Origin of the sequence: Nocardioides sp. (assembly GCF_036405735.1) — a bacterium.
GTDB lineage: Bacteria > Actinomycetota > Actinomycetes > Propionibacteriales > Nocardioidaceae > Nocardioides.
The window spans coordinates 1-23,976 of sequence record NZ_DASWXC010000084.1 but is presented as its reverse complement, the minus strand read 5'-3'; the positions used below and the strand labels follow the sequence as shown (position 1 = coordinate 23,976).

20 protein-coding genes are annotated in these 23,976 nt (G+C 73.6%); 16 read left to right on the top strand and 4 right to left on the bottom strand.

All coding sequences use genetic code 11. The annotated features are described in order from the left end of the window. The first annotated feature begins 4 nt into the window (after positions 1–4). From VGE38_RS13700 to VGE38_RS13640, 13 genes are all read left to right on the top strand, one after another. On the top strand, positions 5–586 hold the full coding sequence (locus VGE38_RS13700; protein ID WP_331143108.1) for a TetR/AcrR family transcriptional regulator: 582 nt from the start codon (positions 5–7) through the stop codon (positions 584–586). 181 nt (positions 587–767) lie between these two features. Next, positions 768–1,514, top strand: a complete 747-nt coding sequence (locus VGE38_RS13695; protein ID WP_331143107.1) for an IclR family transcriptional regulator — start codon at positions 768–770, stop codon at positions 1,512–1,514. 119 nt (positions 1,515–1,633) lie between these two features. Continuing rightward, positions 1,634–3,133 (top strand): DUF3375 domain-containing protein, encoded by a 1,500-nt coding sequence (locus tag VGE38_RS13690; protein ID WP_331143106.1) that lies wholly within the window; start codon positions 1,634–1,636, stop codon positions 3,131–3,133. Further along, positions 3,130–3,870, top strand: a complete 741-nt coding sequence (locus VGE38_RS13685; RefSeq protein ID WP_331143105.1) for a DUF4194 domain-containing protein — start codon at positions 3,130–3,132, stop codon at positions 3,868–3,870. The genes VGE38_RS13690 and VGE38_RS13685 overlap by 4 nt, the downstream gene beginning before the upstream one ends. Continuing rightward, complete coding sequence (locus VGE38_RS13680; protein ID WP_331143104.1) at positions 3,867–7,337, top strand: ATP-binding protein; 3,471 nt, start codon at positions 3,867–3,869, stop codon at positions 7,335–7,337. Before VGE38_RS13685 ends, VGE38_RS13680 begins: the two co-directional genes overlap by 4 nt. Positions 7,338–7,381: 44 nt before the next feature. Then, positions 7,382–10,240: an AfsR/SARP family transcriptional regulator gene (locus VGE38_RS13675; RefSeq protein ID WP_331143103.1), complete on the top strand. Its 2,859-nt coding sequence runs from the start codon at positions 7,382–7,384 to the stop codon at positions 10,238–10,240. 91 nt (positions 10,241–10,331) lie between these two features. Further along, complete coding sequence (locus VGE38_RS13670; RefSeq protein ID WP_331143102.1) at positions 10,332–10,856, top strand: GNAT family N-acetyltransferase; 525 nt, start codon at positions 10,332–10,334, stop codon at positions 10,854–10,856. Between the two features lie 44 nt (positions 10,857–10,900). Continuing rightward, positions 10,901–11,953: an Ig-like domain-containing protein gene (locus VGE38_RS13665; protein ID WP_331143101.1), complete on the top strand. Its 1,053-nt coding sequence runs from the start codon at positions 10,901–10,903 to the stop codon at positions 11,951–11,953. Positions 11,954–12,007: 54 nt separating this feature from the next. Beyond that, positions 12,008–12,916: an oxygenase MpaB family protein gene (locus VGE38_RS13660; protein WP_331143100.1), complete on the top strand. Its 909-nt coding sequence runs from the start codon at positions 12,008–12,010 to the stop codon at positions 12,914–12,916. Further along, on the top strand, positions 12,913–13,383 hold the full coding sequence (locus tag VGE38_RS13655; RefSeq protein WP_331143099.1) for a DUF6973 domain-containing protein: 471 nt from the start codon (positions 12,913–12,915) through the stop codon (positions 13,381–13,383). The genes VGE38_RS13660 and VGE38_RS13655 overlap by 4 nt, the downstream gene beginning before the upstream one ends. A 108-nt stretch (positions 13,384–13,491) precedes the next feature. Continuing rightward, the gene (locus VGE38_RS13650; protein WP_331143098.1) at positions 13,492–13,848 is read left to right on the top strand and encodes a hypothetical protein; all 357 of its coding nucleotides are present in this window, start codon (positions 13,492–13,494) and stop codon (positions 13,846–13,848) included. A gap of 163 nt (positions 13,849–14,011) precedes the next feature. Then, positions 14,012–14,815 (top strand): hypothetical protein, encoded by an 804-nt coding sequence (locus VGE38_RS13645; RefSeq protein WP_331143097.1) that lies wholly within the window; start codon positions 14,012–14,014, stop codon positions 14,813–14,815. Positions 14,816–14,892: 77 nt separating this feature from the next. After that, entirely contained in the window at positions 14,893–16,482 is a 1,590-nt protein-coding gene (locus VGE38_RS13640) for a hypothetical protein (RefSeq protein WP_331143096.1), read from the top strand. 196 nt (positions 16,483–16,678) lie between these two features. Here the strand turns inward: VGE38_RS13640 and VGE38_RS13635 are convergent, their stop codons facing one another. The 3 genes from VGE38_RS13635 to VGE38_RS13625 are packed head-to-tail and all read right to left on the bottom strand — an operon-like array spanning position 16,679 to position 18,925. Beyond that, positions 16,679–17,233 (bottom strand): GNAT family N-acetyltransferase, encoded by a 555-nt coding sequence (locus VGE38_RS13635; RefSeq protein ID WP_331143095.1) that lies wholly within the window; start codon positions 17,231–17,233, stop codon positions 16,679–16,681. Between the two features lie 11 nt (positions 17,234–17,244). Beyond that, entirely contained in the window at positions 17,245–17,820 is a 576-nt protein-coding gene (locus VGE38_RS13630; RefSeq protein WP_331143094.1) for a hypothetical protein, read from the bottom strand. 10 nt (positions 17,821–17,830) lie between these two features. Beyond that, positions 17,831–18,925 carry a zinc-dependent alcohol dehydrogenase gene (locus VGE38_RS13625; protein WP_331143093.1) on the bottom strand — a complete coding sequence of 365 codons (1,095 nt, stop codon included), beginning with the start codon at positions 18,923–18,925 and terminating at the stop codon, positions 17,831–17,833. A gap of 219 nt (positions 18,926–19,144) precedes the next feature. Between VGE38_RS13625 and VGE38_RS13620 the strand changes: the two genes are divergently transcribed. Genes VGE38_RS13620 through VGE38_RS13610 form a run of 3 tightly spaced genes read left to right on the top strand, consistent with a single transcriptional unit; the run spans position 19,145 to position 22,471 of the window. Further along, positions 19,145–20,620 carry a mannitol dehydrogenase family protein gene (locus VGE38_RS13620; protein WP_331143092.1) on the top strand — a complete coding sequence of 492 codons (1,476 nt, stop codon included), beginning with the start codon at positions 19,145–19,147 and terminating at the stop codon, positions 20,618–20,620. Further along, on the top strand, positions 20,607–21,413 hold the full coding sequence (locus VGE38_RS13615; RefSeq protein WP_331143091.1) for an HAD family hydrolase: 807 nt from the start codon (positions 20,607–20,609) through the stop codon (positions 21,411–21,413). The genes VGE38_RS13620 and VGE38_RS13615 overlap by 14 nt, the downstream gene beginning before the upstream one ends. Next, positions 21,410–22,471 carry a CDP-glycerol glycerophosphotransferase family protein gene (locus VGE38_RS13610; protein ID WP_331143090.1) on the top strand — a complete coding sequence of 354 codons (1,062 nt, stop codon included), beginning with the start codon at positions 21,410–21,412 and terminating at the stop codon, positions 22,469–22,471. The genes VGE38_RS13615 and VGE38_RS13610 overlap by 4 nt, the downstream gene beginning before the upstream one ends. A gap of 23 nt (positions 22,472–22,494) precedes the next feature. On the opposite strand, the gene galK is transcribed toward VGE38_RS13610, so the two are convergent. Further along, complete coding sequence (gene galK, locus VGE38_RS13605; protein WP_331143089.1) at positions 22,495–23,586, bottom strand: galactokinase; 1,092 nt, start codon at positions 23,584–23,586, stop codon at positions 22,495–22,497. Positions 23,587–23,976: the final 390 nt, after the last annotated feature.

Here is a 23,976-nt window from a genome sequence, read left to right as displayed (position 1 = left end):
GCCCATGGACCAGCCGCCGGGGAGCGCGACGCGGCAGCGCATCGTCGACGCGGCCACGGTGCTGTTCCTGACCCGGGGCTACGGCGGGACCAGCACCCGCGACATCGCGGCGGCCGTCGGCATCAAGCAGCCCTCCCTCTACGCCCACTTCGCGGTGAAGTCGGACCTCCTGCTCGAGGTGCTGCTGCACGCGCTGCGACCCTCGCTGGAGGAGTCCGCGCGGCTGCAGGCCGACCCGACGCTCTCGGCGGTCGAGCGGCTCTCGGCGCTGGTCAGCTTCGACGTCCGCCTGCTGTGCTCCGGCGCGGCCAACCGCGGGTTGCTCGCCTATCTGCCGGAGGTGCGAGCGACCGGCGTGGCCGCCCAGCTCGCGTCGCACCAGAAGGTGCTGCACGACGCCTACCGGGTCCTGGTCGCCGAGGTCCTCGCCGAGCGGCGCCTGGACGGGGACGCGGACCGGCTCACGACGTCGGTGTTCGCGCTGGTGGAGGGCACCGTCCTGCGCCGCGTCGTGGACCCGGAGCTCGACCCGGACGCCACGGCGGCCGAGGTCGCCGCGGGTGCGCTGCGTCTGATCGGGGGCTGATCAGGGGCTGATCGGGGGCTTGCCGCGGCTGGTTGGCGAGTAAAGAGCGCCGATTCGGAACCGCCCCTATCGGGTGATAGTTTCCGCCGCGGAGAGCCGTCCCAGTCCGCCGACTGGCGTCCGGCGCACATCGGGTGGGCGCGACGCGACCGCCGCAGGCACAGGGATCCGGATCAGCAGGGTGAAGAAGAAGCCGACGTACGCCATCGAGTCCGTGGACAAGGCGCTCCTGCTGGCCTCGATCCTGCAGCACGAGGGGCCGCAGCGCGTCACCGACGCCGCCGAGCTCGTGGGCGTCTCGGTCTCGACCGCCCACCGCCTCTTCGCGATGCTCGTCTACCGCGACTTCGCCGTCCAGCTCCCCGACCGCCGGTACGCCGCCGGCCCGCTGCTGGAGCCGCGCGAGGCCAGTCATGCGCCGCTGCGCGCGCTGCGCCGCGCGGGCCTGCCGCATCTGGCCCGGCTCGCCGCGAGCGTGCACGAGACCGCGAACCTCGCCGTGCGCGCCGGGACCCAGGTCCGGGTGGTGGCGGGCGTGGAGTCCGACCAGCCGGTCCGCATCGGCGACCGCACGGGGTTCTCGCTGCCGGCGCACCAGTCCGCGGTGGGCAAGGTGATCCTCGCGGGACTCCCGGCGGACGACGTCGCCCGCCTGTACGCCGCGCGTGAGGACGTCGACCTGGCGCGGCTGCGCGAGGTGCTGGACGCGGTGCGCAGTAGCGGATTCGCCGTGAACGACGAGGAGGTGGAGACCGGTCTTGCCGCGATCGGCCTCGCCGTCCCGGACGCCGAGGGCCGTCCGTTCGCCGGCATCGCGCTCTCCATGCCCGCCAGCCGGTTCGGCCGCGACAAGGTCGCCGGCTGGGTCGGCCAGCTGCGCACCACCGCTGCCGCGATCCGGCAGGACCTGGACGCCATCGGGAGCTGACGCCGGGCGGTGAACCGTCCGCCGCCGCCCCTCCGGTGCGCATCTGTCGGTCGGCTCTGGAACGATGGCGCACCGCACGCAGCCGCACGTGCGACCGGGACGTCAGGAGGGGAGGGCCGATGAGCGACCAGCCAGGGGGCATCGCCGGCGAGCTGGCCCGGGTCAAGGGCGCCTTCGCCCAGCCCACCCTCACGCTCCTGCACCAGCGGCAGGCGCCGGTCGTCATCACGATCTTCCGCGCCGCCTTCGGTCGTGACAACCGCCCGATCCCCACCGCCCGGCTGCACACCCAGGTGGAGGAGCACCTCGCCGAGATCCGCCAGGCGGGGGAGGCCGACGTCCCCCACGGCAGCGGCCGTGACCTGTGCCTGCGGTGGATGCGCGGCCAGTGGCTGGTCCGGTCGCTCGACGAGACCGGCCAGGAGGTCTACACCCTGACCTCCCATGCCCAGCAGGCGCTGGAGCTGGTCAAGAACCTCTCCCGCGACCGCGCGACCCTCAGCGAGCACCGCATCGCCACCATCCTCGGCACCGTCCGGCGCTTCAACGCCGACGCCAACCCCGACCGGGGTGCCCGCGTCACGATCCTCACCGCCGAGATCGCGCGGCTGCAGGCCGAGCGCGACCGGCTCCTCGACGGGGCCGAGCTGGTCGGCGCCACCGAGGACTACATGCTCGAGGGGTTCACCGAGCTGCTCTCCCTGATCTCGGCCCTGCCGGCCGACTTCGCGCGCGTGGAGGAGCGGTTCGCCCACATCCGCAGCGAGCTGCTCGCCGCCTTCCGCTCCGAGCACCGGCCCGTCGGTGAGGTCATCGACGACTACCTCGCCCGGGCCGACGCCCTGATGACCGCCACACAGGAGGGTCGCGCCTTCGAGGGGGCCTTCGGGCTGTTGCGCGACGACGCCCTCGTGACCCAGCTGCGCGAGGACCTGGCCGCGCTCCTCGACCATCCCCTGTCCGACCGGATCCTCGGCGAGGCCGAGCGCACCGAGCTGCGCGGCACCGTGAAGCTGGTCCGCGACGGCCTGGACCGGGTGCTGGCGCAACGGTCCCGCGTCACGGCGACGCTGAAGGAGTACATCGTCTCCCACGACGCGGTCCGCGACCGCGAGCTGGCGCAGACGCTGCGCGAGGTCGAGTCCGAGCTGATGACGTGGATCGGCAGCACCGGGCCTCGAGCCACCCACGACGTCGCGCTGCTGCCGGCCCGGGCGGGTGTCGAGCACCTGCGGGAGCGGTTCTACGACCCCGCCGACGACGTGCTGCCGGAGCGGATCACGGTCGCCGACACCGCCGAGGCGCCCGGGCTGGCGCTGGCCGACGTGATCGCGCAGGGCGGCCCGCAGCTGCCGGCGCTGCGACAGCGGCTCGAGGCCGCGCTGTCCGGCCCGCACCCCGCCGCGTCGCTCGGCGAGCTGTTCGAGAGCCTGGAGCCGTCGCTGCGGCGGCCCGTGGAGATCTTCGGCCTGCTGCACCTCGCCGCCGAGCAGGGGTGGGCGGCCGCCGAGCAGACCGAGCCGTTTGCCGCCGTACGACCCGACGGCTCGCGGCGCGTCTTCGACGTACCGCGTCTGCCGCTGCCCGACCCCGACCCGGACCTCCAGGAGGAGCGATGACCGAGACCTGGGAGCTCGACGGCCCGGGCGAGACGCCCGTGGCCGCGATGGGGGAGTTCGAGGCCGACCTGGCCGACGCGACCTCCGTGTCGCTGTGGGAGGGCGACGAGGGCGGCCTCGACTTCGCCCAGCGCCGCTGCCTGGTGACGCTGCTCAAGCAGCGCTTCATCAGCGCTCGCACCCATCCGCGCGACTGGCAGGTCCTCGTCGAGCATCGCCGGGTGGTGGAGTCCCGGCTCAACGACCTCTTCCTCGAGCTCGCCGTCGACCCGGCGCGGGAGGTCGCCTGGAAGCGGCAGGCCACCGGCGAGGCGGGCGAGCGCTTCCCGACGCTGCTCTACGACGCGGCCTGGAGCCGTGAGGAGACCATCGTCCTGGTCCACCTGCGCGACCGGCTGCGGGCGGGCCTGGCCGGCGGCGACACGCGGGTCTTCGTGGACCGCGAGGACGTCCTCGAGTACGTCGCCGGCTTCCGTCCGGCCCATGCCACCGACGAGGCCGGTGACGAGAAGCGCGCCCGCAACGCCATCACCAGCCTCGCGAAGGCGGGCCTGCTGATCCCCGGCGCGCACGAGGACCGCTTCGAGATCAGCGAGGCGGTGGAGTCGTTGCTGCCGCTGGAGCTGCTGCAGGAGCTGCTCGAGGCACTGCGGCGTGCCAACGACACCGAGGCCGCGCCCGATCCGGAGCCGGCCGGGCTCTTCGAGCCGGCGACCGAGGAGCAGGAGGCGGAGTGACGACCCAGCAGGACGAGCACGAGCTCGACGAGACCGGCTTCGACGAGGCGAGCGCCAACGACGGGCTCTTCGAGCACGCCAGCGTGGCCACGCCCGGCGACGACACCCTCCAGTGGCGCGCCGAGCTGCTCCAGCTGGTCAACTGGGGCGGCTTCGGAGGGCTGACCCGGGTGCCGCTGCACGGCGACGCCACGATGATCTCCGGCGCATCCGGCGTCGGGAAGTCGACGATCCTCGACGCCTACACCGCGCTGATGATGCCCTCCGACACCAAGTTCAACGGGGCGTCCAACGACGCGGTCGCCGGCCGGGCGCGCGGCGTCGGCCAGCGCAACCTGCTGTCCTACCTGCGCGGTGCCGTCGACGTCGTCGACGACCCGCGCACCGGCCGACCGGTCGAGAAGCTGCTGCGGGGCAAGGGATCCGACACCTGGGGCGCCCTGGCGATGACGTTCGCAGGTGACCAGGGCCGTCGCTTCACGGTGCTGCGCACCTACTACGTCCCCCGCCGCGCCGCCCGCTCGGGCGAGGTGCCGATGACGCTCGCCACGCTCGAGGGTCCGCTCTCGCTGGAGTCGGTCGAGGTCGCCGTGCCGGACCGGTTCCACGCCACCACCCTGAAGAAGCTCTTCCCCGGCATCCGCGTGCACCGCACCTACGCCGAGTTCTCGGCCGTCCTCCACGCCCGGCTCGGCATCGGCGCCAACGGCGACGGATCGAAGGCGCTGCGACTGCTGGCCCGGATCCAGGCCGGCAACCAGGTGCGCAGCGTCGATGAGCTCTACAAGGACATGGTGCTGGAGCGGCCCGCGACGTACGCCGCCGCCGACCGTGCCATCGAGCACTTCGACGACCTCGACTCCGCGTACTCCGCGATGCGCACCGAGGAGCAGAAGCTCGAGGTGCTCGGTCCGATCACCGGCCTGCACGAGCGGCGGGTGGCCGCCGAGCGGCGCCTCGGCGAGCTCGACGCATACGGCGTCACGCTGTCGGGTGACACACCGCTGCGGCTGTGGCTGCTGCGCACGCACCAGCGGCTGCTGGCAGCCGCCACGGAGCGCAACCGCGCCGAGCGCGCGGCCACGGCGGAGGCGCTCGCCGCCGGCACGTCCGCCGAGGCGGCGCTGCAGCGTGACCTCGAGGCGGCGAAGGCCGCCCACCGCGACGCCGGTGGCTCGACGCTGCAAGCCCTCGCGGGAACGCTGGAGCAGGAGCAGATCACGCGGGCGGCGCGGCTCGCGCGGCGCGCCGACCTGCGCGAGCGGCTGCTGCCGATCCTGGACGTCACCGACCCCGACGGCGGCTGGACCGAGGCGGCGCTCGACGCCGCGGAGGAGTTCGCGGCGCTCCAGCAGGCGGCCCGTGCCTGGCTCGCCGGCCACGACGGCCGCCACGAGGAGCTGACGCGGGCGCGCGACGAGGCCGTCGGCCGCCGCTTCCCCCTGCAGTCCCGCCGCTCCGAGCTGGTCCGCGAGCGCGCCTCGTTGGAGAGCCGCGCCGGGCGGGTCCCGATCGTGTTGCACGAGCTGCGCGCCGAGGTGGCGAAGGCGTCCGGGATCGGGGTCGAGGAGCTGCCGTTCGTCGCTGAGCTGATCGACGTCGCTCCCGAGGAGCAGCGCTGGCGCACGGCGATCGAGACGGTCCTGGGCGGGTCCGCGCGGGTCATGCTGGTGCCGCTGGACCGGCTGGAGCAGTTCTCCGCCGCCATCGACGGCCTCCGGCTGCGCGGCCGGCTCACCTTCGAGGGCGCCGAGCGCGACCTGCCCGGTGGCGCGCCGGCCGACCCGGACCGGGTGGCGGGCAAGCTGCTGTTCAAGGACTCGCGGTTTAGCGGCTGGGTGCAGGCCCATGTCGCCGAGCCGACCCGCAACGCCCTGTGCGTCGAGACGCCCGACGGCCTGGCCGGACCCGGCCTGCGGGTCACCGAGGCGGGCCAGACCCGCAACGGCCGCCGCGGCTCGCACGGTCGCAACGACCAGCGCAGCATCATCGGCTTCTCCAACGAGGAGGCGATCGCCGAGATCGACGCGGAGCTCGCCGGGCTGGAGGAGGAGCTCACCGAACTCGACGGCGTGGTCGCCCGGCTCGACGCCGAGCTCGGTGTCCTGGGCAGGCAGCGGGCGGCGTACGACGCCGTCGCGGTCGTCCGCTTCGACGACATCGACGTCGCCGGCAGCGACCGCCGGATCGGCGACATCGAGTCCCGGCGCGAGGAGCTGCTCGGGGCCGACGACCAGCTGGCGGCGCTGGAGCGGCAGATCGCCGATCTCGACAGCCGGCTGGAGCAGGCGCGCAAGCTCCGCTTCGGGCTGGAGCAGCAGCACAAGCGGCTGGCCGAGGAGCACCTGGAGCTGGTCGACTCCGAGGACGTCGTCAACGACCGGGTCGAGGCCATGGGGCGCTCGGGCAAGGTCGCGCTCAGTCAGGAGCACGAGGCGAGCCTGGCTGCGGAGTTCGCCGCGGTGACCGCGCCCGACGACCCCGACGACCTCGACCGCTTCCACGCCAACTCCCAGCGCCTCGACGAACGGCTGCGACAGGCCGTCGCGGACGCCCAGGCCGAGCTGCGGCGGGTCGACGAGGACCTCACGACCATCTTCCGGACCTACAAGTTCCAGTGGGAGTCGCCCAACCTGGGTGCGACACCGGAGAGCTATCCCGACTACGCCCGCATCCTGGAGGAGATCCGGGCGACCGGCCTCGCGGACCGGCGAGCCGAGTGGCGGCGCCGGCTCACCGAGTGGAGCGGCCAGGACCTCGTCCCGCTGCTCGGGGCCATGGCGTCGAGCGTGGAGGAGATCGAGGACCGGCTCGAGCCGATCAACGCGATCCTGCGCCGCCTGGAGTTCGGGGCGACCGGTGACCGGCTGCGGATCCGGCTGCGTCGACTGGCGCCGGCCCACGTCCAGGCGTTCCTCAAGGACCTGCGCGCGCTGTCCTCCGGCACCGCCAAGGACCTCGACGAGACGGCGCTGGAGGCCCGCTTCACGCAGCTGAGCCGGTTCATGCAGCAGCTGCGCAAGCCGGAGCACCTCCTCGACGGCGTGAGCGACCGGGACCGGCTGCTCGACGTGCGCCGTCATGTCGAGATCAGCGCCGAGCGCTACGACCACCTCACCGGCGAGCTGCGGGCGACCTACCGCACGCTGGGCGAGAAGAGTGGCGGCGAGTCCCAGGAGCTGGTGGCCTTCATCGTCGGCTCCGCGTTGCGCTTCCGGCTGGGCGACGAGATGCGGTCGCGGCCGCGGTTCGCGCCGGTGTTCCTCGACGAGGGCTTCGTGAAGGCCGACTCGGAGTTCGCCGGTCGTGCGGTGCAGGCGTGGAAGGGACTGGGCTTCCAGCTCGTCATCGGCGTCCCGCTCGACAAGGTCACGGGTCTGGAGCCCCACATGGACGAGTTGCTCGCGATCACCAAGAGCCCCCAGACCCACCAGGCCTGGATCACGCCGATCACCGCGGCCGGGTGACGGTTTCGGCGACCCGCGGGCGATCCAGCACCTAGGCTGCGACGGTGAGCTCCCGCGTGCCCCTCCGCGTCCTGGGCCCGCTGGAGGTCATGGGCGCCGACGGTACGCCGATCGACGTCGGATCACCCCGCCATGTGGAGGTGCTGGCCGCGCTGGCCGTCGACGCCGGGAAGGTGGTCTCGACCGAGGGACTGCTCACCCGCGTGTGGGGCGAGCGCAGCCGCGGCGGCACCCTCGCCAACCTGCAGGCGATCATCTCGCGGCTGCGCGCCCGGCTCCGCACGACCGGACTCGAGATCGCCACCGTGCTGCCCGGCTACCGGCTGGAGCTGCCGCCGCTGGCCACCGACCTCGAGCGGTTCCAGGTCGCGACCGCCGCGGCGCGCCGAGCCCGGGAGGACGGCGACCTGCCGGCAGCTCGCGAGCTGCTCGTCGAGGCGCTCGGCTGGTGGCGCGGGGAGGCGTTCGCCGGGATCAGCCAGGCCTTCGCCCGTGCCGAGGCGCTGCGGCTCGACGGGCTTCGTCAGGCCGCCGAGGAGGCCGCCGCCGAGGTCGACCTGGAGCTCGGCGACGCCGCCTCGGCGATCGACCGGCTGCAGGCGCTGGCCGCCGCCCACCCGCTGCGCGAGACGGTCCGTGGCAGCCTGATGCGCGCGCTGTATCTCGGCGGCCGGCAGGCCGACGCCCTGGCCGAGTACGCCGCGTTGCGCGACACCCTCGTGGAGGAGCTCGGGGTCGACCCCGGACCCGACGTGCAGCGGCTGCACCAGCAGATCCTCGAGCAGGACCCGGGCCTGCGGCCGGCGCCGTCGAGCGGGCCCCCGGCCGTCGTACCCCGCAGCCGGCCGGCGCCGGTCCGCAATGAGGCCGGCGCTCGCCCTCGGCCGCCCGCGGGACTGCCGGCCACCGACCTGCTCGGCGAGCTGATCGGTCGTGACGAGGCGATCGAGCACCTCGTGGACCTGCTGTGCTCGCCGGACTCGCGACTCGTCACGCTCACGGGTGTGGGTGGGGCGGGCAAGACCCGGCTCGCGCACGCGGTCGCCGAGGCCGCCGCGCCGTACTTCCCCGACGGGGTGGCGCTGGTGCCGCTGGCGCGGCTGACCGACCCGTCGGCGGTGATCCCGACCTTCGCCCGGGTGCTCGGCGTCCCCGAGGGCGCCGACCCGCTGGGCGCCCTGCTCGAGCTGCTGCGCGAGCGGCGGCAGCTGGTGCTGGTCGACAACGCCGAGCACATGGTCGACGCGTGGCCCGACCTCGCGACGCTGGCGTCGTTCTCCCCGGGGCTGCGGCTGCTCGTGACCAGCCGGATCCCGCTCCGGGTGCGCGGCGAGGTGCTGTTCCCCGTGACGCCGCTGGACCCGGAGTCCTCCGTCGAGCTGTTCACGCTGCGCGCCCGCGCCGTGCGGCACGACTTCGCCGGTGCCGACGACACCACGGCCGCGCTGTGCCGTCGGCTGGCCGGCATCCCGCTGGCCATCGAGCTGGCGGCGGCCCGGGTCCGGATGCTGCGCCCCCAGGACATCCTGGCGCGCCTCGACGAGGTGATGGCGGCCGAGGGCTTCCGCGACCTGCCGCCGCGACAACGCACCATGCGCTCGGCGATCGGCTGGAGCTTCGACCTGCTCTCGCCGTTGGAGCAGCGGGTCTTCCCGCGGCTCTCGGTCTTCGTGGGCGGTTTCGGGCTCGACGCCGCTTCGGCGGTGCTGGCCGACGTGGTGGAGCCGGCGCAGGTGCTGGCGGTGCTGGAGTCGCTGGTCGAGCAGTCCCTGCTGGTGGCCGAGCCGACCGACGAGCACGGCCCGTGGTTCCGGCTGCTGGAGCCGGTGGGGCAGTACGCCGCCACCCGGCTCGAACCCGACGAGGCGCGCACCGCGCGGGACGCGCACCTCGCGCACTACGTCGCGCTGGCCGTGGCGGTGGAGCCGGCCTTCCGCGGCCCCGGCACGGTCAGCACGCTGGCGCTGGTCGAGCGGGAGCACGCCAACCTCGTGGCCGCTCTGGAGTGGTCGCTGGCCTCCGGCGAGCCGGGTCACGTGGAGCAGGGCGGCTGGCTGGGGTGGAACCTGTGGCTGTTCTGGTGGCTGCGCGGCAACCTGCGCCAGGGCCGCCGCCTGATGGAGGCGGTCCTCGAGCACGACGTATCCGACCCGGTGCGGGTCCGGGCCGCCGCCGTGGTCGGCGCGATGGCGTTCGCCCAGGGCGACCTGGCCGGCGCGCGCATCTGGAGCGAGGGCGCGGCCCTCGGCCGGCGTACTGGCGACCTGGACGGGGAGGCGCACTGCGTCGCCGGCGAGGCACTGGTGGCGCTGGCCGAGGAGCGGCTCGACGAGGCAGCCGCGGCCTGCGACGCCGCGATCCGGCTCACCGAGGCGGCCGACCTGCGGGGCCAGTGGATGTGGACCCTCTCGCACGTGTGGCTGGGCACCATCGAGCTGCTGCGCGGCCGGCCGGAGCAGGCCGCGGCGCTCGTCGACACCGCCATCGCGGCCGGCCGGGCTCGCGAGGACCGGCTCGCGGTCTACATCGCGCTGTTCACCGCCGTGCAGATCTCCGTGGCCGCCGGCGACCTCGCCCGCGCCCGGACCCAGCTGGAGGAGGGGATCCTGCTCAGCCGCGACACCGGCGACCACGCCAACCTGGCCTACTTCCTCGAGGCGCTGGCCACCGTGGAGGCGCTCGACGGCCGGCTCGAGCGGGTCGGCGTGCTCTCCGGCGCCGTGGAGGCGCTGCGCTCCGGCGTGGGCGCCAACGTCTACGGCTACTACCGTCCCGACGAGGCGATGATCGCCGCGGCCGTCAAGGCGGCGCGGGAGGGGCGAGGCGAGGAGCAGTACGCCGCCGACGAGGCACAGGGCCACGCCCTCGACGTCGAGGCGATGATCGGCTACGCCCTGACCTAGCCGTACGACCGGGCACCGGCCGCTGGGCCCGGCAAGCGGCCCACAAGGTGGCCGCAAGCGCGCCGCAGGCGCCCTGGGCGAGCGTGGTCGCATGACCACTCACGACCCCGCCTCCTGGCTGCCGGAGGACTGGGACCACCCCACCCTGGTCCCGCTGGCCGAGGGCTACCACCTACGCCCCATGGGACCCGCCGACGTCGACCTGGACCTGCCCGCCGTGCGCGGCTCGCGCGATCGGCTCTGGTCGATCTACGGCGAGGCGTGGGGCTGGCCGCCGGTCGACCTCACCCGGGAGGCCGACATCGAGGACCTGGCCCACCACGAGGCCGAGATCGCCGCCCACGAGTCGTTCCTCTACGGCCTCTTCGACAGCGCCGAGACCGAGCTGCTGGGCTGCGTCTACGTCGACCCGCCGGCCAAGGTCGGCGCGGACGCCGAGATCTCCTGGTGGGTGGTCGACCGGGAAGTGGACGGTCTGCTCGAGGCGGCCCTCGACGCGTTCGTGCCGCAGTGGATCGCGGGCCAGTGGCCGCTGCGCGCGCCGCGGTACGTCGGCCGCGACCTGACCTGGCCGGAGTGGCTCGCCCTTCCCGACCTGGTGGGCGAGCCGGCATGAGCCCCCGCCAGACAGCCGACCAGAACCGTTCAGGAGACACGTCCATGAAGCACCGACTCACCGTGCTGGCGGCGACCACCACCACCGCCCTGCTGGGCCTCTCGGTCCTCGCGCCGGCACAGGCCGCCACCGGCGAGTGGCAGGACGGCTACTCGGCGTCCGACACCCTCTACAACTGCATCACGCAGGACTACTCGACCGGCGTGAGCGCCAACGTCGGGTGGTGGTCACCGACCGGCACGGTGCCGAAGGTGGGGGAGTCGTTCCTCCTGCGCGGCTACGCCGGGCTGATCGGGCTGCCGTGCAACGCCAAGGGCAGCGTCGTCGTGCTGCCGGAGATCATGCTGCCCGAGGGCATCGAGGCACTGCCGGGCCCGGTCACCTGGGGCATCAACGACATCAGCGACACCACCCCGACCTTCGGCACCGAGCCGGTCGGTGTGTTCAACGGCGCGAACGGCGGGGTCGTGCTCACCGCCGATGTCGCGGGCGAGTACGCCTTCGAGATCACCCGCGGTCAGGTCTTCGAGTTCCGGTTCCCGGTGAAGGCGACCCGCGAGCTGAAGGGCGGCGCGACCCGGGTGCCGAGCTGCCCGCTGTTCAACCAGAGCCGCGGTCCGTGCCCCGCCGCGGAGTCGGGCGACCACCTCCAGGTCGCGTTCTTCACCGAGGGCCACAGCAGCACGCAGGACGCCGTCATCCCGTACGTCCCGCTGTTCGCCGCCAAGGCCGGCACGGGCACGAGCACGCCGGTGCCGGGCACTCCCGGCACGCCGATCCCCGGTGCGGTGACCTCGGCCCCCGGCGCCGCGGCCTCCAGCGTCCGGGCCAGCTACCGGGTCAGTGCCACCAAGCCCGGCCGCGCCGTGGTCAAGGTGCGCGGTGCCAAGGCACCGACCGGCACCGTCGTGGTGCGCGACCTGGCCAAGGCCGGCAAGGTCGTGGGTCGTGCCAAGCTCACCGCCCGCGCCCGGGGCAGCGTCACGGTGCGGATCGCGAAGCTGGGCAAGGGCACCCACCGCCTCGTCGCCCAGTACCTCGGCTCGGCCAAGGTGAAGGCCTCGTCCTCGCCGGTCAGGACGCTGCGACTGCGCTGATTCGAGACGTGCGGGACACGTGCCGGGGCGCCGGCGGTGGGGTAGGAATGGCACATGGCCCGCCGCTTCGCGATCCGCGACCGCATCGAGCGGCTCGACCCTGTCGCCGACCACGAGGAGATCTCCCGGCTGGTAGCGACCTACGAGTTCCCCTGGGACGTCACCCAGGCGCTCAGCTTCGCCCTGTTCCGCACGTTCGCGGTGCCCTCGATCGGACGGCTGCTCCACGAGACGGGTGAGTTCACCGCCCGGACGCAGAAGCGCCACGACGACACGGTGCTGATCCTCGACGCGATCCTCGAGCACGGGCTGGGCAGCAGCGAGGGCCGCGCGGCGATACGCCGGATGAACCAGATGCACCGCGCCTACGACATCGCCAACGACGATCTGCGCTACGTGCTCGCGACGTTCGTCGTGACCCCGGTGCGGTGGATCGACGAGTTCGGCTGGCGCCGCCTCACGCCGACCGAGATCGTCGCCCAGACCACCTACTACCGCCGGCTGGGCCGCCACATGGGCATCCGGGACCTGCCCGAGGACTACGCCGGCTTCGCGCGACTGCTCGACGACTACGAGCGCGAGCACTTCGCCTTCGACGCCGGTGGCCGGGCGGTCGCCGACGCCACGATCGAGCTGTTCGGCACCATCCCGCCCAACCACCTGCTGCCGCGACCACTCGTCACCGCGATGCTGCGCTCCCTCATGGGGCCCGAGCTGTGCCGGGCCTTCGGCTATCCCGAGCCGCCCGTCCCGGTGCAGCGGGCGTGCCGCTCGCTCATCCGGCTCCGCGGCCGGCTCGTGCGGTGGCTACCGCCCCGGCGGCGTCCGTTCCGCGCTCGCGACCTGTCGTATGTCCGCAGCTACCCGCACGGCTATCGCGTCGAGGACCTCGGCACCTTCCCGGCTGGGTGTCCGGTCCCGCACGGGCCGGCGGCCGCGCCGGCGCCGGAGGTGCCACGATGAGCCCGCTGCGCCGGATCCGGTCGGTGACGGCGGCCGCACCGGGGCTGTACCGGGCCGCCCGCGACCTGCTCGGCCGCCGCGACGCGGCCCGGGTCGTCATCGCCGCCGCGCTCGCACTGGGTGCGGGGATCGTGCGGGCGCGCGGTCGGCCGCGGATGCAGAACGCCGTACGCCACTTCACCTGGTCGGCCTGGCTCAGCCTCCGGTACGGCAGTGCGACGGCCGAGCGCCTGACCGACCAGCACGAACGCCACTCCGTGGACGCCCTCGACAGCGAGGCCGATCTCCGCAACAACACCGCCGGCAGAGCGTACGCCGACCGCCACCGTGACGCGCTCGCCGACGACCCGCTGGCCCTGTGGCGCATCTCCGGGATCGGACGTCGCCGGTGGCGCGCCGGCCGGCTGTGGGCCGTCCGTGGCGGCCGCGTCGAGCGCAGCGCCCCCACGGCGACCTCCCGCTCCTGACGCGTGATCCCGCGTGGCGCGCGGCTACCGCCGCGGCGCCGGTCATGGTCTCGTCCGCCACCGGGCACCGGAGGGCGACCACACGACATCGACCGAGGGAGGCTCGTGATGAAGGGCAAGCTGGCACTACTGGTCGGGGCGGGCGCGGGCTACGTGCTCGGCAGCCGGGCCGGCCGAGCGCGGTACGAGCAGATCCGGAGCAGTGCGCGCCGGATGTGGGAGGACCCCCGCGTCCAGCACAAGAAGCAGGAGGCCACCTCCGCGGTCAAGGACGCCGTCCGGGAGCAGGGGGCCGCGGCGAAGGACAAGATCCAGGAGAAGGTGCAGTCGCACAGCCACTCCGGCAGTCACTCCGGCGGCCACTCGGGCAGCCCGGCGGGCAGCCCGGGCGACACGGGTGCCGCCGGGAGCGCCGGCACCGACAGCGCCGGCCCCACGCGACCGGGATCGAGCTGGCCCGCCTGAGCAGCATCGACCCACCTGCACTGCCCGCACTCCTCGCACGGCCGCCCGGCTTCCGGGCGGCCGTCGTGGTTCCCAGAGGAATGACCGGTCCGTAGGTGGGACACCGAGAGGACGACAGTGACCGGCGACCGATCCGCCGACCGATCCATCAGTGGAGAGCCACGTGGACAGGACCGCAGCGAGCTACCCGGGCGCGACAGCCGCCCCTCGGGGGTACCTCCGGTACCTCGGGTATGCGCTGGCCGGTGCCGCCGGAGTCGTCGTGTGGTTGCTGCTGGCCGCCCAGCCTGCGCAGGCCGCCGAAGAACCGCGGCCGCTGCACGAGCTCACCTCGCGGCTGGTCCAGGACACCGCGCGTCCGGCCGTGACGGCCGCGACCTCCGCCGTACGTCGGACCGCGGCGGTGCCGGCGGCCCGGCCGTTGCGCGAGCCGGTCGAGACGCTGGCGACGCGGCTGGAGCAGACCACCGAGCGCGCCACCGACGACCTGGTCGTCGCCGTGGCGCGGACCGAGACCGCGCTGGCGACCGCGGTCCGTCCTGAGCGGCTCCGGCCGCTCACGGACATCGCCGACCAGGACACCGCCGCAACGTCGGCGGCCCCGACCGTCGGCGCGGTCGACCGGGCCTCGCGCTCCGCGTCGGACGCCTCGATCATGCCGCCGGTGGCTGCGGCGAGCCGCCCGGCCGTCGAGCCGATCGCCGCGTGGGCCGCACACGTGGCCGGCCCGTCGGCCGCCCCGTCCGCGACGGCCGAGGCGACGCCCCAGCCCGATCCGCCGGCCGGCCCCTACGGCGAGCCGGGAGAGACCGTGCTCGCCGCGAGCGGGGCACCCGGCGCGGCCGGGACCGCCGTACTCACCTCATCGTTTGCCACCCCGGCGGACCGTCCCACCGCCGGGGTGCTCGCGCAGCATCGACTGCGCGCAGGGACGACCGGACCCCTGCCCGGTCACACCCCTGACTGACCTGCCTGGCGACCTCACCGGGCCGTCGGCGACCGCCACGGCCGGCACCAGCAGATCAGCAGAAGGGAACCAGTCAGATGCGTACCAACGTACGCCGGGGCCTGGGCGCGCTCGCAGTAGCCGGAGGGATCACGGTCCTCGGCTACCTGTGGGGGACCCCAGCCGCCTCGGCCGAGGACATCGAGCTTCCGGGGAGCCTCTCCGGCAACCAGGTGACGGTGCTGGGGGAGCAGAACTCCACCGGCACCACGACCGACTCCGGCGAGCCGGTGTCGGTGACACCCAGCAGCGAGACCGAGACCGTCACGGTGAACGCCGACGAAGGCGGGCTCGAGGTGAGCGCCCCTGCGGACGTCTCGGGCAACCAGGTCACGGTGCTGGGGGACGACAACACGAACGCGGACTCCGGTGGCACCGACGACCGGGTGACCGTCGGGGCCGGTGGTGACGGCGTGGACCTCCAGGCGCCCGTCGACCTCTCGGGCAACCAGGTGACCGTCCTGGGTGACGACAACACCAACGCCGGGTCCACCGACAGTGGCGGCGTCACCGGCGGCGAGAACACCGCCATCGACGCCCTCGCGCCGGTCGACGCGACCGGCAACCAGGTCATCGTGCTGGGTGACGGCAACGTCTCCGAGGGGTCCACGGACTCCGGCGCGGTGACCGGTGGTGACGCCGGCCTCCTGTCGGTGATCGCGCCGCTCGATGTGACGGGCAACCAGGTGGTGGTGATCGGTGACGGCAACGTCTCCGAGGGTGCGACCGACGCCGGCGCGACCGACGGGACGGCGGACGGCTCCGGGACGGTGGTCGATGCCCTCGTACCGGTCGACGGCTCCGGCAACCAGGTGATCGTCCTGGGCGACGAGAACGCCGCCGCCGGCGACACCGACTCGGGCGCCGTCACCGGTGGCGACGACCCGCTGTCGGCGGTGGTTCCCGTGGACCTCTCGGGCAACCAGGTGATCGTCATCGGGGACGGCAACGTCTCGGACGGCGCGACCGATGCGACCGACCCGAGTGGCACCGCGCCGGAGACGCCGCTCGACGCCGTGGTGCCGGTCGACGGCTCCGGCAACCAGGTCGTCGTCATCGGTGACGGCAACACTGCCGACGGCACACCGACCGGTGACGACCCGGCGACCGCCCTGCCCGGCGAGACGTCCGGCAACCAGGTTGTGGTGATTGGCGACGGCAACCCGGCCTCGGCCGGCGGCACGGTCATGGCCGACAACGAGGTGCCGGTCCCCAACGGGCTCAACCAGATCATCGTGATCGGCGATGGTGACGGTGACGGCGGCGGGCTCACGCCCGGCGGTCCGGCGGCTGGCGACACCGGCGCGACGCCGGACGAGTCGGTCGTGCCCGGACCGGGCAACGGGGATGCGTTCCCGGGCTGGCTCCCGGGGTCGACCGCGGGCGGTGCCGGTACCTCCGGCGACGGCTCGGACGACACCAGCGCCGGCCTGGCGCGTCCGGCTCCGGCGTACGCCGGCGGGCTGCCGCTCGCTGTCGACTCCGGCGTGGCGGCGCTTCCCGCGCCGGCCGGTAGCGCCTCAGTGGCGTGGTCGGCGATGGCTGCCGGCTGGGCCCTGCTGGCCGGGCTGCTGCTCGGGGCACTGAGCGGCGTGCTGCTCCTCCGTCGGCGGAGGGTGGTGGCCTGACCCAGTTGACGGACAGCCGGGCCCAGAGCCGGTCCGCCCGCCTTCCCCCGGGGGCGGGCGGACCCCGCCGGCGCACCAGTCGGCGCCGTCTTCCCAAACTGTCACCGTGACAGTTGCCGTCGAGGGTGACGGTTTGAAGGGTCACCCCTACCGCGAAGTGTCACGGTGACAGTTTGGAGCCGGCAGCGGCGAGGCGTCAGTGCCGGGCGCGCCACTCCTGGGCGGTGATCAGGAAGTGCTGCGACGGCCCGTCGTACCAGCGCTCGACCACCCCAAGGTCATGCATGCCGAGCTTGCGGCAGACGTTCTGGGACGGCGCGTTGTCGAGGTGTGTCAGCGCGTGGATCTCGGGCAGGCCACCGGCGAACCCGTGGGCCATCAGCGCGGCGGCGGCCTCGGTGGCGTACCCGCGGCCCTGCGAGTCGGGGTGCAGATGCCAGCCGATCTCGACCTCGCCGTCCTCGGCGTTCGGCAGCGTGAGCAGCAGCACCGATCCGGCGACCTGGCCGGTCGCGCGGACCTCGACGGCCCAGTACAGCAGCGGCGGCGTCGCGCTGCGCTCGGCGAGGCGGTCGATGCGGGCGTGGGCCTCGTCGAGGTCCCTCATGACGTACGGCGCACCGTCGCCGAGCCACTTCGTCACCTCGACCCGGCTCATGATGTCGAGCATCCGCTCGGCGTCGTCGTGTCGCCACGGGCGCACGAGCAGACGATCCGTGGTGAGGGGAGCGTTGGCGAGCGGCACGGCCATGGTGCCGGACTCTACGAGCCGACGACCCGGCGCAGCATCCGGATTGCGGCGTACGCCGCGCCGCCGGCCGCCGCCCACGGCAGGCCGACGATCACCGGGTCGATCAGGTGGTGGCCGGTGTCGGCGCGGCCGCGGCCGACCCGGGAGGACCAGCCGTGCCGGCGCGGCTCGCTGAGGATCCCGGTCTGCGTGATCGGGTTGTCGGGCCGCGGCGTGGCCACGGACCGCGCGGCGCTCTCCAGCACGTCGACCCGGTCCGCGGCGAGCAACAGCAGCCAGTGGGCCGCCCGGCCCTCGCTGTAGCGGCGGTAGGCGAGCCCGCGGATGGCCCCGGACAGGCCCTTGAGGGGAACGCTCGTTCCAAAGACCGGTGGGAGCCGACCGTGCTCGATCGAGCGCTCCCGCGGGCCGGTCTGCGGCTGCTGCTCCGGCAGCTCCCAGTGGGCGCCGGTCGCACCGGGGTCGAACCGCTCGCGCGGCACCGCCGGGCGGTCGGCCGGATCGAGGTCGGCGCCCCAGCCGGGGATGCGTCGGCGCAGGTCGTCGCTCGACGGCGGCGGCACGGGTTTGTCGGCGGTATAGGGCATGGCGGCCTCCTCAGCCGGCGTCGGGGACGATCAGCGGCTTGATGCAGCCGTCGAGCTTGGCCGAGAACATGTGGTACGCCTCGGCGATGTGCTCCAGCGGCACCCGGTGGGTGACGATGTCGCTGGGTGTGAAGTAGCCGTTGCGGAGGTGCTCGAAGAGCCGCGGCCACTGCCGCTTCACGTGGCACTGGTTCATCCGCAGCGTGAGGCCCTTGTTGAGGGCGTCGCCGAACTTCACGGCGCTGAAGATCGGCCCGTAGGCGCCCATCACCGACACGGTGCCGCCCTTGCGCACCCCGTCGATCGCCCAGTTCAACGCCACGGGTGAGCCGCCCTGGAGCTTGAGCTTGGTGGCGGTGATGTGTTGCGTGCGGTTGCCGTCGGCCTCCGCGCCGACGGCGTCGATGGCCACGTCGGCGCCGAGGTGGCCGGTCGTGCGCTTGAGGTGTACGACGACGTCGTCGTGCTCGGTGAAGTTGACCGTCTCGGCGTAGGCGAAGGTCCGCGCCTTCTCCAGCCGTTCCTCGATGTGGTCGATGACGATCACCCGGCCGGCACCCATGAGCCAGGCGGAGCGGGCGGCGTACAGCCCGACCGGGCCGGCACCGAAGACCGCCACGGTGTCGCCCTCGCGGATGTCGCCGAGCTGTGCGCCGAAGTAGCCGGTGGCCAGCGCGTCGGTCAGCAGTACGGCGTCCTCGTCGGGGAGCCACTCAGGGATGAGCGCCGGACCGACGTCGGCGAACGGCACGCGGACGAACTCGGCCTGCCCGCCGTCGTACCCGCCGCAGGTGTGGGAGTAGCCGTAGATGCCGCCCACGGCCGTGGCGTTGGGATTGACGTTGTGGCAGTTGGCGTAGAGACCCCGGGCGCAGAAGTAGCACGAGCCGCAGTAGACGTTGAAGGGCACCATGACCCGGTCGCCGACCGCGAGGTTCTGCACCGACGGGCCGACCTCGTGGACCACCCCGATGAATTCGTGGCCGAAGGTGGTGCCGACCCGGGTGTCCGGCATCATGCCGTGGTACAGGTGCAGGTCGGAGCCGCAGATCGCCGCCAGCGTCACCCGGATGATCGCGTCGTTGGGGTGTTCGATGCGAGGCATCGGCTTCTCCTCGACCCGGACCCGGTAGGGCCCGCGGTAGACCATCGCGCGCATTGGCCTCTCCCTCCCGGACGGGCGGCGTCGACGACCGCCCGACCCCGTGTGGGTATCCCGTGTGGCGTGGCCGAAACCGGAGAACGCCGACACATACCCAAGACCCGCTTTGGGCACCGCAGGGTTCCCGCGCGCCGCTCGGGGTGTTCGTCCCGGGAGGTGCCCATGGATCGACCCGTCCTCACGACGCTGCGCTCGAGCGCCGGCGCCACCGGGGGCGGCGAGACCGTGCTGCGCTCGCTGTCGCTGGCCGCGCTCGGATCGTTGCACCGCGACGTGCAGCGACCGACGTACGACGTCGCGGCCTTGCGGCCGGGCGTCGTCCACCTCGGTGTCGGCTCCTTCCACCGCGCCCACCAGGCGGTGTACTTCGACCGGCTCGCCGCGCAGGGGGTGTCGCTGGACTGGGGTGTCGTCGGAGTCGGACCGCGCAGCGCTCGCCTTCGGGCCGACCTGACCTCGCAGGACTGCCTCTACACCGTCCTGGAGCTCGGTGCTCCCGATCCGCGTGCCCGGGTGGTCGGCTCGCTCCGGGACTACCTCTCCGCCGCTGAGCAGCCCGCCGCGGTCGCCGCCCGGCTGCGGTCGGCGCAGACACGGTTGGTGACCGTGACCATCACCGCGCCGTCGTACGACGAGGGCCGGGCGACCCGGACCTTCGAGCTGCTCGCCCGGGCGCTCGACGAGCGTCGCCGCGCGGCGATCGCACCGTTCACCGTGCTCTCGTGCGACAACCTGCCGGCCAACGGCGACGCCCTGCGTCGGTGCGTGCTGGCGGCCGCCTCGCGCCGCAGCCCCGGGTTGGAACGGTGGATCCAGGAGCACGTCGCGTTCCCCAACAGCATGGCCGACCGGATCACGCCTCCGTCGTCGGAGCACGACGTGCGGTTGTTGCACCGGCGCTTCGGCATCCACGACCGGGTGCCGGTGGTGACCGAGCCGTTCAGCCAGTGGGTCGTCGAGGACATGTTCTCGGCCGCCCGACCGCCTCTGGAGGAGGTGGGGGTGCAGCTGGTGGCCGACGTCGGCCCGTACGTCGACATGAAGATGCGCATGCTCAACGCCGCCCACGTCGCGCTCGGCTACCTCGGGGCCAGGACACCGCACGCGTCGACGGACAGCGCGATGGGCGACCCGGCGCTGGGTGCGACGGTGGAGCGGCTCCTCGCCGAGGAGGTCGAGCCGGTGTTGGAGCCGGCGCCCGGCGTCGACGTACGCGACTACCGTGCCAGCGTGCTGGCCCGCCTGCGCAACCCTGCGATCGCCGATCCGCTGTGCCGGCTGCGTCGCCGCGGCTCCGTGCGGGTGCGCAACTACGTCCTGCCGTCACTGGATCGGGCGCTCGACCAGGGCCGCCCGTGCTCGCTTCTGACCGCGGTGGTCGCCGCCTGGGTCGAGGACCTGGCGCGCGCGGCGGCCGACATCGCGGCCGGCACCAGCACGCACGCCGAGGTCATGGCACGGCTGGAGGATCCCGACGCGGCAGCGCTGCTGGGTCCGGCCGCCACCGCCACCGATGACGTCCGACCGCTGCTCGCTGCCGCGCCCGGCTTCGAACGGGTGCGCCACGACGAGGCGTTCGTGGCGTCCTTGCAGGCGGCGCTCGTCATGCTGGAGAGGAGCGGCCGTGCCGCGTCGTGAACCAGTCCTTGGGGCGACCTGCGCCGTACGGGCCGTCTTACTCGACGCCGACGGCAACCTCTTCCCGTCGGAGGAGCCGGCGTTCGCCGCCTCCACGAGGGTGACCAACGACCTGCTGGCTCGCCTCGGCTCCGGGCGGCGGTGGGAGGCTGACGAGCTGCGTCGCGCGGCGCTGGGTCGCAACTTCCGGGCACTCGCGGGCGACTTCGCCCGGGATCTGGGGGTCGCGCTCGGCGACGAGGAGTTGGAGGAGTGGGTGGCGCGCGAGCAGCGTGCGGTGACCCGCCACCTCGCGGAGGTGCTGCGGCCGGACCCGCGTGTGAGCGGAGCGCTGGAGCGGCTGGGCGAGCGGTTCGAGCTCATCGTGGTCAGCTCCAGCGCCCTGGTGCGACTGGCGGCCTGTGTCAGGGCGACCGCACTCGACATGCTGCTCCCACCGGGCGACCACGTCAGTGCCCAGGACTCGCTGGCGCTGCCCACGAGCAAGCCCGACCCGGCCGTCTATCGGCTCGCACTCGAACGGCTCGGCCTGGAGCCGGGGGAGGCGCTGGCCGTCGAGGACGCCGCCGCCGGTGTCAGGAGCGCTGTCGGGGCGGGCATCCGGACGATCGGCAACGTCTGCTTCGTGCCGCCGCCGGAGCGGGCGGAGCGCGCGGCCGAGTTGCGCGCGGCAGGGGCGTTCGCTGTCACGGCGAGCTGGGCAGGCGTGGTGGAGCTGATCGAGGCGACGGCGGCCTGTGGCCCCGTCGGGGACCCGGCGGAGCCGGGCATCGCAGAGGAGGTCCGAGCGTGAACATCGTGTGGAACAGCTTCCACGGCCGGTTCTCCGACAATCCCCGGGCCTTGTGGGAGCGGTTGGCGGACCGACCTGGCCTGCGGCACACGTGGCTGGCCGACCGGGCACACCTCGCCGCCTTCCCACCCGGTGTGGAGACCGTCGACATCGATGGCCCCGACGCCACGGCGGTGCTGGAGGACGCCGACCTGCTGATCGCCAATACGCACACCGAGGTGGCCTGGGAGAAGCAGCCCGGCACGACGTACGTCCAGACCTGGCACGGCACACCGCTGAAGCGGATCCATCGCGACGTGCTGTGGGCGCCGGAGGGCCGCCTGGACCGGTTGGACGGCGATGTCGCGAAGTGGGACCTGCTGCTCTCGCCGAACGCCGTGAGCACGCCGCGGCTGCGCCAGGCCTTCCGGTACGACGGCGAGGTGCTGGAGACCGGGTATCCGCGCAACGACCTCCTCAGCGATCCCCGCAGCCGGGACGTCGCCGCGCGGCTACGGGCGGAACTGGGGATCCCGGCCGGCGTCACCGTCATCCTGTACGCGCCGACCTGGCGCGACGACGAGGTGTTCGCCGACGGCGACCCCGAGGTGCCGGTGATGCTCGACCTGGTCGAGCTCAGCCGGCGGCTGTCCTTCGAGCACGTGCTGCTGGTGCGGGCGCACAACATGGTCACCGGGCGCTCCCGGATCCCCAACGCGCCGTCGGTGCGGGACGTCTCGCTCTACCCCGACGTGCGCGACCTCTACTGCCTGGCGGACGTGCTGGTCACCGACTACTCCTCGGTGATGTTCGACTTCGCGATCACCGGACGGCCGATCCTGTACTACGCCTACGACCTCGACCGGTTCCGGGACTCGGTCCGCGGGTTCTACTTCGACCTGCTTCCCGAGGCGCCGGGGCCGGTCGTCTCCACCACGGCGGATCTCGCCGCGGCGCTCGGCGATCTCGAGACGCACGAGAAGGCGTACGCCGACCGGTACGCCACCTTCCGGGAGACCTACACGTCGGCCGAGGACGGCCACGCCACCGACCGCGTGCTCGCGCGGCTCGGGCTCTGAACTGTCCCGGACGCTCTGCCGGGCTAGGCGTCCAGCCGGGACGCCCCGGCCGAGGGCCGGGCGGTGAACGACACCGGGGCCCTGTGGCCGGCGCCGGCGAAGGCCCGCTCGACGGCCCGTACGGCGGCGTCCACCCGGTCGACCGGGACCAGGGCGATCACGCAGCCGCCGAAGCCGCCGCCCGTCATCCGGGCACCCAGCGCCCCGGCCTCCTCCAAGGTCGCAGCGGCCAGGTCGAGTTCCGGGACCGTGACGCGGAAGTCGTCGCGCAGGGACGCGTGCGACGCGCTCAGCAGCGGCCCGATGCGGGGTACGTCGCCGGCGCGCAGCAGCTCGACCACCTCCTGGACCCGGGCGTTCTCCGTCGCCACGTGCCGGGTGCAGCGCCGTAGCTCACCGTCCTCGGGCCGGTCGAGCGCGACCAGTGCCGCTGGCAGGTCGGTGACCTCGCGCAGTGAGCCGAGCCCGAGCCGGGTGGCGGCCTGCTCGCAGGCATGGCGCCGGGCGGCGTACTCGCCACCCGCGTGGCCATGCTCCACCCGCGTGTCCACGACCAGCACGGTCAGCCCGTGCGCGGCAGGATCGAAGGGCACCAGTTCGGTGGAGAAGTCGGCGAAGTCGCAGCGCAGCACCTGACCTGCCTCGCAGCGCAGTGACGCCAGCTGGTCCAGGCCGCCGGTGGGTGCGCCGACGACATCGTTCTCGGCGGCGCGGCTGACCGCGAGCAGGTCGTCGGGGGAGAGGTCGAGCCCGAGTAGGTCATCGAGCGCCGTCGTGACCGAGCAGACCACGGCTGCCGACGACGACAGGCCCGCGCCGAGCGGGACGTCGCTGTCGATCTCGACCCGGAGCGGAGGTACGTCGACACCGCGGCTCGCCAGCACCGCCGCGGGCCCGAGCGCGTAGCGCACCCAACCGTCGGGAAGCTCGTGCAGATCGTCGACGGTCACCTGCTCGCCGTTCTGGGCGGACGTCACGGTGAACCCGTGCTGCGCCACCGAGACGGTGGCCGTGCACCCCTGCTCGATGGCGAACGGCAGCGCGAGCCCCGCGTTGTAGTCGGTGTGCTCCCCGATCAGGTTGACCCGACCCGGGGCCCGCCAGCGCACAGTCATGCCGCGAACCTACGTGACACCCCGGCTGGTGCCCGCGCCGGTCGAGCGGCCGAGCCGCGCCTCCGTTGGTCGAGCCGCGTTCTCCGTTGGTCGAGCCGCCCTTTTCCCGTTGGTCGAGCCGCCGAGCCGCTAGGCGAGGCGTGTCGAGACCTCGGTGGGTGGAACTGGGATCTGGGGCACAGCGGGTGCCGGGGTTGCGGTGGTCTCGACACGTTCGGCCGCGGGCGGCCTCACTGCTCGACCAGCGGGGGTTCGTTGGTCGAGCCGCCGAGCCGTTAGGCGAGGCGTGTCGAGACCTCGGTGGGTGGTGCTGGGACGTGGGGTACAGCGGGTGCCGGGGTTGCGGTGGTCTCGACACGTTCGGCCGCGGGCGGCCTCACTGCTCGACCA